This window comes from Dolichospermum sp. LEGE 00246, assembly GCF_015207865.1.
Classification (GTDB): Bacteria; Cyanobacteriota; Cyanobacteriia; order Cyanobacteriales; family Nostocaceae; genus Dolichospermum; species Dolichospermum heterosporum.
Map to the genome: position 1 here is coordinate 1 of NZ_JADEWA010000209.1, position 8,920 is coordinate 8,920.

At 38.9% G+C, this 8,920-nt stretch carries 8 protein-coding genes, 1 tRNA gene and 1 pseudogene; 9 read left to right on the plus strand and 1 reads right to left on the minus strand.

What is annotated here, in order from left to right:
• Positions 1-39 precede the first annotated feature (39 nt).
• The 6 genes from IQ228_RS14495 (at position 40) to IQ228_RS14515 (ending at position 5,740) form a co-directional block, all read left to right on the plus strand.
• Complete coding sequence (locus IQ228_RS14495; protein WP_027401273.1) at positions 40-999, plus strand: sulfurtransferase; 960 nt, start codon at positions 40-42, stop codon at positions 997-999.
• A gap of 95 nt (positions 1,000-1,094) precedes the next feature.
• Positions 1,095-1,250, plus strand: a complete 156-nt coding sequence (locus IQ228_RS14500; protein WP_193963285.1) for a hypothetical protein — start codon at positions 1,095-1,097, stop codon at positions 1,248-1,250.
• Between the two features lie 11 nt (positions 1,251-1,261).
• On the plus strand, positions 1,262-2,245 hold the full coding sequence (locus IQ228_RS14505; RefSeq protein WP_193963287.1) for a formylglycine-generating enzyme family protein: 984 nt from the start codon (positions 1,262-1,264) through the stop codon (positions 2,243-2,245).
• A gap of 132 nt (positions 2,246-2,377) precedes the next feature.
• Positions 2,378-4,717, plus strand: coding sequence for an arylsulfatase (locus IQ228_RS14510; RefSeq protein ID WP_193963289.1), 2,340 nt, complete (start codon positions 2,378-2,380; stop codon positions 4,715-4,717).
• 3 nt (positions 4,718-4,720) lie between these two features.
• Entirely contained in the window at positions 4,721-4,855 is a 135-nt protein-coding gene (locus IQ228_RS27175) for a hypothetical protein (RefSeq protein WP_255549976.1), read from the plus strand.
• 6 nt (positions 4,856-4,861) lie between these two features.
• Positions 4,862-5,740 (plus strand): bile acid:sodium symporter family protein, encoded by an 879-nt coding sequence (locus IQ228_RS14515; RefSeq protein WP_193963291.1) that lies wholly within the window; start codon positions 4,862-4,864, stop codon positions 5,738-5,740.
• 52 nt (positions 5,741-5,792) lie between these two features.
• Here IQ228_RS14515 and IQ228_RS14520 read toward each other — a convergent pair.
• A tRNA-Arg gene (locus IQ228_RS14520) sits at positions 5,793-5,866 on the minus strand.
• Positions 5,867-6,030: 164 nt separating this feature from the next.
• On the opposite strand from IQ228_RS14520, the pseudogene IQ228_RS14525 reads away from it, so the two are divergent.
• From IQ228_RS14525 to IQ228_RS14535, 3 genes and pseudogenes are all read left to right on the plus strand, one after another.
• Positions 6,031-6,888 (plus strand): annotated as a pseudogene (locus tag IQ228_RS14525) (hypothetical protein).
• An 18-nt stretch (positions 6,889-6,906) separates the two neighbouring features.
• A complete protein-coding gene (locus tag IQ228_RS14530) occupies positions 6,907-7,956 on the plus strand; it encodes a transposase (RefSeq protein WP_193963292.1) in 1,050 nt (349 codons plus the stop codon).
• Positions 7,957-8,499: 543 nt separating this feature from the next.
• Entirely contained in the window at positions 8,500-8,778 is a 279-nt protein-coding gene (locus IQ228_RS14535; protein WP_035081351.1) for a hypothetical protein, read from the plus strand.
• The last annotated feature ends 142 nt before the right edge of the window (positions 8,779-8,920 follow it).

The following is an 8,920-nucleotide window of genomic DNA, read 5'->3' on the forward strand; positions in this document are numbered from 1 at the left end:
AATAATGAATAGTTTGATTAAATACAAAGAAGGGTAAAAATGACGTTTAAAAGTTTCTCTTTCAAAAGTTTAAAAAAACCTAAGTTATTTGCTTTGGTGACAGTATTTTTTGCCTTTGTAGTAAGTATTCCCTTATTACCTTTGCCAGTATTATCAGCTAATTCTGGTGCTAACATTCAGTTTGTTTCGCCAAATTGGGTAGCTGAAAACGCCAAAGATCCCAACCTCAGAATTTTAGATGTGCGTAATTTTCCTCTCGACTATATAGAAGGACATCTTCCCAATGCTGTAAACATTGCTGATATGGCTTTTAGAGGTCCAAAAGAAGGATTACCAGTACAATATTGGGACAATCAAAAACTAGGCGAAATATTTGCCAATTCAGGAGTAACAAATAATAGTCGTGTACTCGTATATTCAGATGGTAGAGATGTTTTAGGTGCGACAATGGTTGCTTATTTACTAGAACGTTCTGGATTGAAAGATATTGCCGTATTAGATGGTGGTTATACTGGTTATAAAACTGATCAAGTTGTCACAAAAGAATTTCCTAAATACTCAGTCAGTAAATTCACAGTTCGGGATAACCCTTCAGTGCGTGTGAGTTTAAATGATGTGAGAAAATTTATTGGTAAGCCAGGAGTTACCTTTATTGATCCTAGACCAGAAAAATTGTTCCGGGGTGAAGAAAATATTTGGATACGCAATGGACATATTCCTGGTGCGCGGAATATTCCTTGGGTAACATTTACAGATGCTAAAAATCCTCACAAATTAAAGTCATTAGATGAGATTAAGAAAATTCTGGCAGATAAAAAGATTACTCCTGGAAACGACATTATTGTTTCTTGTAGTACAGGACGGGAAGCTACATTACAATATGTGGTTTTAAAGCATCTGCTTAATTATCCCAAAGTCAGAATCTATGAAGGTTCTTGGACAGAATATAGCACTCATAAAGATTTACCAGTGGCTACAGGAGAAGAGAAAATAAGTTAGAAGAAGACAAGTTAAAAGTCTTTTAACATGAACTCATAATCAATGTTAATTTCTGCCTCTTTTCCACAAAATTTTGAAAAATAAATCCATGAGCTATGCAAGTAATTTTGCTAATCACTGCTGCAATTTTCATCTTTAGTCCAGTATATGTATTTGCTGCTAATAATCTTGATCAAGATAACTTGGTCAGTTGTAGAAGTAGTAAAGACGAACCTCCCAGTGATTCTAAAAGCGATAGCTCAGGAGCTTAATACGGTGTAAAATGCGGTTTTTAATATTGCTACTAATTCAAGTAGTTACACTCATATCGCTATTCACCAATTCACCAGCATTTGCCGTTAATACTTGCCCTCCAGGAATGGTAATGATTTCTGGAGGTACATTCAAAATGGGAGCGGATGATTCTGGTTTTGTAGAAGAGCGAGGGGCTGAGAATGTAACAGTTAGTTCCTTCTGCATTGATAAATATGAGGTGACAAACGCCCAATTTGCTGAGTTTGTCAAAGCCACAAAGTATGTAACAGTTGCAGAACGTCCGTTATCAAAAGAACAGTTTCCCGACTTACCAGAGGAGCAGAGATTACCAGGTTCACTGGTATTTCAAATGCCAAAACAAGGCGTTAAGCAATTTCAGCTTCTCAGTTGGTGGCATTGGACACCCGGTGCTAATTGGCAGCATCCTTTTGGGACTGATAGCAGCATTACAGAGAAAGAAAACTATCCAGTGGTGCATATTGCTTACGAAGATGCTCTAGCCTACGCAAAATGGGCAGAAAAATCATTACCAACAGAAGCACAGTGGGAATATGCCGCTCGTGGTGGGTTGGATGGAGCAGTTTATACCTGGGGTAATGAATATTCTGCCAAAAAAGCCAATACTTGGCAGGGAATCTTTCCCTTTTTTAATACCAAAACTGATGGTTATGTAGGAACGGCAAAAGTAGGCTCTTTTCCAGCCAATGGTTATGGACTTTACGACATGACCGGCAACGTTTGGGAATGGACTTCCGACTGGTTCAGCATAGGACAGGATAACAAAGCCCACAATGTCAACCCCACTGGACCAAATAAAAGTTTTGACCCCAAAAAACCCACAGAAACTGCCCTGCACGTCATCAAAGGCGGCTCTTACCTATGTGCGCCAAACTATTGCAGCCGCTACCGTCCAGCAGCACGAGAATCAGAATCTCCTGATACCGGAACAACCCATATCGGCTTTCGATTAGTGAAGAACTTACAAGACTAACGCAAAATATCTCTCTAACCCTCTTTCCTCCGTGTCCTCTGTGCCTCTGTGGTTCGTTAAAAGTTAAAAGATTAAGCCTCACGCAAAGACGCAAAGGCGCAAAGTTGCAGATTTTTTATACAAGGTTATTGTATGTCACATTCAATTATACAGGTGCTGTCTCTATCTTTCCTCATCACATGGTTGATGGTAACAAGCCCCGCCCTAGCAGATACAGGAAAAGTATTACCGATTAATCCACCGTCTTTTAAAGGTAAAATCGGTATAACTTACAAAGAGTCAACACCGGATTTTCCCGCACCAATTAAAGCCCCGGAAAAAGCCCCCAATGTACTATTAGTATTATTGGATGATGTAGGTTTTGGGCAAGCGAGTACATTTGGTGGTGCTATAGAAACTCCGAATTTGACTCATTTGGCTGAAAAAGGATTACGTTACAACCAATTCCACACTACAGCCCTTTGTTCACCTACCAGAGCAGCTTTATTAACTGGACGCAATCATCATTCAGTGGGTACAGGTGTAGTTGCAGAGTTAGCATCAGGCTTTCCCGGTTACACAACTATTTTACCCAAGAGCGCTGCTACTGTAGCGGAAGTATTACGGCAGAATGGTTATAACACAGCAGCTTTCGGTAAATGGCACAATACACCAGATTATGAAACCAGTGCGGCTGGTCCATTTGACCGCTGGCCGACAGGGTTGGGATTTGAGTATTTTTACGGTTTCTTAGGTGGTGATACTAACCAATGGAGTCCGGCTTTGGTAGAAAATACCCAGCGGATTGCACCACCAACCAATAATCCTGATTACCATTTGACTCCAGATTTAGTAGATCATGCGATCGCCTGGATTCATTCTCAACAGTCTATAGCCCCCGATAAGCCTTTCTTTACCTATTTGGCTACCGGTGCTACCCATGCACCTCATCACGCCCCCAAAGTCTGGATAGACAAGTATCAAGGCAAATTTGATCAAGGCTGGGATAAATTACGAGCAGAAACCTTTGCGCGTCAGAAACAACTGGGTGTAATTCCTGCTAATGCCCAACTTACTCCCCGTCCCAAAGAATTACCAGCGTGGGATTCCTTATCTCCAGATGATCAAAAAATCTATGCCCATGAAATGGAAGTATTTGCGGGATTTTTAGCATATACAGACCATGAAGTAGGAAGATTAATTAATGCCATTGACCAAATCGGGGAATTAGACAATACCTTAGTTTTCTACATTGTTGGTGATAACGGTGCTAGTGCAGAAGGTGGTTTAGCAGGTAGCGTCAATGAATTAAAAGTTTTTAATAAAGTACCCGAAAGTCGAGAACAACTATTAGCTTCTTTGAATGACTTAGGTAGTCCCAAAACCTTTAATCATTATCATGCAGCTTGGGCATGGGCAGGTACAACACCCTTTCAATGGACAAAACAAATAGCCTCTCACTTTGGTGGCACTCGTAACCCCTTAATTATTGCATGGGGCGATCGCATTAAAGATCAAGGCGGACTTCGTAGCCAATTCCATCATGTTATTGATATTACGCCAACTATTTTTGAAGCTGTGGGAATTACTGTACCTACTAAAGTTAACGGGGTAAAACAACAGAAACTAGAAGGTACTAGCCTAGTTTACACATTTGATGATCCTGAAGCTGCTTCTGAGCGTAAAACCCAGTATTTCGAGATGTTCGGAAACCGCGCTATTTATGATGAGGGATGGGTAGCTGCGGCTCGTCATCCTCGATTACCTTGGCAAGGTACAATTAATGCTGACTTCGAGAAAGATCCTTGGGAACTATACAACATTGAGGAAGATTTCAGCGAAGCGAATAATCTAGCAACTGAAAATCCAGAAAAACTGCAAAAACTGCAAAAACTGTTTTTATCAGAAGCCCGTAAACACAAAGTTCTACCATTAGATGATCGCCTTTCTGAACGTTTTGATGTTCAAAGTCGTCCTTCCCCGGCCGCAGGACGCACAACTTTTACTTACTATTCTAGTGGAGTCAGTATTCCCGAAGGTAGCGCCCCAAGTTTAAAAAATAGATCATTTAGTATTACCGCTGATGTGGAAATTCCCGAAAGTGGTGCAGAAGGTGTTCTCTTAACTCAAGGTGGACGTTTTGCTGGTTGGGGATTTTTCCTCGAAGATAGTAAACCAACTTACGTTTACAACTTTGTAAATTCGGAACGCTACATTATTCAATCTCCTGAAAAATTACCCCCAGGTAAATCAACAATCAGATTTAATTTTGATTATGACGGTGGTGAAGTTGGTGCTGGTGGAAATGGGAAGTTATTTATTAATGATCAACAGGTAGCTGAGGGTCGGATTGAAAAAACTTTACCCTACCGTTTGGCTTTAAATGAAACTTTTGATGTTGGTAGAGATACAGGTACTCCGATTGTGGAAACTTATCAAGTACCGTTTGCATTCACAGGTAATTTACAGAAAGTTACTTTGAATTTGAAGTAATTTTTGTCTCACGCAAATGTAGGTTGGGTTGTTCGCGTCAGCGTTGCGGAGCAATGGAACGAAACCCAACGTTTACCGACGTTTGTTGGGTTGCGCTATCGCTTAACCCAACCTACAGATTTATTGAAAGTGAAATAAAAAATTATGAACGAAATTATCCCTATCCTTGACAAAATTGCATTTTTGGCTTTTGTTGTTGCTACTATGTTTGGTACAGGTTTAAAGTTAACTTTACAGCAGATTTGGCAACCTCTTCGTAATATCCGTTTGGTTTTTTTATCGCTATTAACAAATTTTGTTCTAGTGCCACTTTTTGTATATTTGTTGCTGCAAGTAATACCTATTAATGAACCTGTGAAAGATGGTTTTATTATCATGGCATTAGCATCAGGTCCTCCAGCATTACCTAAACTTGCCCAAATAGTGAAGGGGAATTTAGCTTTTTCTACAGGGTTGATGATGATGTTAATGTTCGGCACTATTTTTTATATGCCGATTGTATTACCATTAGTTTTGCAAGGTGTAGAAGTCAATTCTTGGGATATTGCTAAACCTTTAATATTAATGATGCTAACACCATTGGGAATTGGATTATTAATTAAGGCAAAATATCAAGATATCGCTTTAAATCTCCAAACAATTACTTTCAAAATATCTAATTTTGGATTGCTTTTAGGTTTAGGAGTGAGGTTGATAGTACACTTCAATGAAATTCTTGTTTTATTGAAAACTGGAGTGATCTTTATTTGTGCTATTTTTATTATCTTCTCTTTTACTGTGGGTTATTTGTTGGGTGGTCCTGGTATTGATACTCAAAGAGTTTTAGGAGTAGGAACTGCACAACGTAATTTTGCCGCAGCATTGTTAATAGGTACGAGCAATTTTGATAATCCGAATGTGATCAGTGTGATTATGGTGACGAGTTTATTAATGATGGTTTCAGTTCTAATTTTGGGTAAAAATCTAACAGAATTAGATCAAGAAGAAGGTATGGGTGCGGAAATAAAGCAGCTTGAAGTTTAGTAATGACATTAAAATGATTGTATCCCTCGCAGTTGCAAGGGTTTTAAGTTAATGGGTACGACAGGACTCGAACCTGTGACCGTCCGCTTAGAAGGCGGATGCTCTATCCAACTGAGCTACGTACCCATGAAACCTTTACCATTATATCTAAAATTGTCTAAATAGGCAAGAGGAAATTAAAAGTTTCCTAGTTTCGTAATAAACTGCAAGTGATATTGATCTGCCATCTGCTATATTTTATTCAATGTGCAAAAAATATTACATTCAGAGCATTTACTTAGTTAGTCTCTATGAGTAGATATTACGATAATTCATCTGCCGTTAAGTCCCTATCAACTACTCAAAATCTTGTTTTAGCTGGTGTTAGCTGGGCTTTCTTAGCATTGTTATACTTTTTGTTGTTTAGTACCAAAATCCCCGACCCAGTGCAAAGAGGAATAGAAGTCCACGCTCAGTGGTATGTAATTGGCACAAATATTTTTAAAGCTGTGGCTTATTTGGTCGCAAGTCTCTTATGCTGGAGGAACTAGCGGAGTACCCAAATGGTTAGTAGTGGAAAAGTCTGGCTGTCAATCGGGTTAGGAATGTTTGCCTATTTTATAGGTGGACTCGTTTTCGGCTATACAGAAATCGTCCTAAAACAAGATCCAGATGTATCTATTGCTGATATATTTTTTGTCCTCACATATTTATGTTTAGGGAATGGTATGGCTTTAGCCTTGGTTTCTCGCCGAATTAACCTGGAAGCACGGCAGTGGCTAATTGTGGCGGCAGTTGGAGCATTAGGCAGTTTTCTAGCTTGGTTGATTTCTCAAAAGGAAAAAGCATCAACTGAACAAATTGCCTTTTTGCTGAATTTGTTTTACATAGTTAGCGATGTGGCGTTACTAATGATTGCCACAACTATGCTACTGGCTTTTTGGGTAGGTACAGTCTCCTTGTCTTGGCGAATGACTGCCGCAGCCGCATTTTCGCTCTACATTGCAGATATGTGGTTTAAATTCGCTCAAAGACCGGATTATCAAAGTGGAGACATACTAGAAGTATTCTGGGTGTTTAGTGGAGTGTTATTCGGTCTGGGTGCTGTCCTAGAATATGACGCATCATTGAGTCTTAAACGCCGAGACCGTGGACGCAAACGAACTTAACAAATTTTGGTGTCTACCGTGAGAAAATTAACAGATTCTGACAAACAAGAAATTCTCAAGCTATATCGAGAAACTGCCGAAACAACCTCGACTTTGGCAGAACGCTATGGTGTGAGTAATTCCACAATTAGCCGACTGCTCAAAAGTACCTTACCAGAAGAAGAGTATGAATTTCTCGTTTCTTTAAAACGTGCTGCTAGAACCCCTGAAGGCAGAGCGCAGGTAAGTTATGAGCAGTTACCGCTGTTGAATCAACCACCATTGACAGTGGAAATTTCTAGCACTGCTGATACGGTGGAGAGGTTATCTGATCTAGAACTAGAACAGCCGACAATAGCAGCAGAACCAGAACCAGAACTAAAACCAGAACCAGAACCAGAACCAGAACCAGAAGGTGATTCTGATTTTACTCACCCTATTCCAGTTATTAGACGGGTAAAAACACGCTCCTCAGCCGTGGAAAAACCCAAACTTCCCGTTATTAAGGAAACTCCTGTTGTCAAAGAATTAGAAATTGTCAGACACAAGCCGACAGAAACACCAATTGTCCCCAAATCTAAGATAGATGTAGAATCTCCATATTCACAGCCCAATTTGTTTGCGGAAATCTTGGATGAGGATTTGCTGGATGAACCTGATGATTTGGATGACGATTTAGATGATGATTTGTATGAGGATGAGGAGGATTTTGAGGACGAAGACTATGAAGCCCCAAAACCCCTAGTTACCAGACGCGGAAATGGGGAAGTATCTGTTCAGGTTTTACCATTGTCGGTTGCCCATTTACCAAAAACTTGCTATTTGGTAATTGATCGCTCTGCGGAGTTAATTACCCGTCCACTCAAGGACTTTGGTGATTTGGGTCTGATTCCGAGTCTGGAAAATCAACAGAAAACACTGCCGATTTTTGATAATCATCGTGTGGCTAAACGCTTTTCTACTAAGCGCGATCGCGTGATTAAAGTCCCCGATAGTCAAATGCTCCATAAGGCTAGTAGCCATTTACAAGCTAAGGGGATTACCAGACTGTTAATTGATGGTCAAGTCTACTCTTTGTCTCTAGTCTAAAGGTCATGCAGGTACTTGCTGGTTAGAGTAGTTCACTACTCTAACCACTAGCTCATAAAAATAATGCAAAACGACTAGTACCGCAAGGCGGAAGTCAAAAGTCAAAAGTCAAAAGTCAAAATGAAGACAGTATAGGCTTTTGGAGGATTTAGAATTCCTTGAGGGGGAGATAATGAGTAGTCGAAAATCGTCCCTTTTTATTCTCAATCAGGGTGAGTGGTTATTATTTTTGGCTCTTGCAGATTGGTTATAACCCGCTTCTATTAAATGGGGAATCACAAAAATAATTTCTAATTTTGAAATATAGATGTGATAAAGGTTTGAACTTTTTATTAATAACAAAATATGGCGAACATTTTAAAACATTAATAAATCGGGTTCTACTGTTCCTTTGTATCTTTGGAATCTAGAACAAATTGACGCACCCAAGCAAATCGAACGAGTATTAAAAGCAATGAATTATGAATCTTGAAATAAATTTCAGGCTCAAAGCGAAAACCTGTTTTAACAGGTTATAATTTAATAGATGTTATAGAGGTTATTATGTCTAACTTATCCTTAGAACACAATCAACTTAAACAAACCCTTAAAGAAGCAATAATAGAGATTTTTTCTGAAAATAAAGAGGAATTTTCAGCTATACTTACAGAAATAATTAAAGATATTGCCTTATCAAAATCTTTTGAACCAAGAGAATTAACAGATAGAGAAAAAATAGAAGATCCATTATTAAGTGTTATTGGTATTCTTTCAGGAGAACCAATATCAACAGATAATATTGATGAAGAACTATATGGTTTGGGTGATCATAATGAAATATAAGTCTATTTTTATTGATACTTGGGGATGGTTAGCTTTAGGACATCGTAGAGATAATTATCATCAATCCGTCAAAGAACTCTATTGTCAATTAAAACAACAAAAAACTTTGATATATACCAGTGATTATGTTTTAGATGAATTA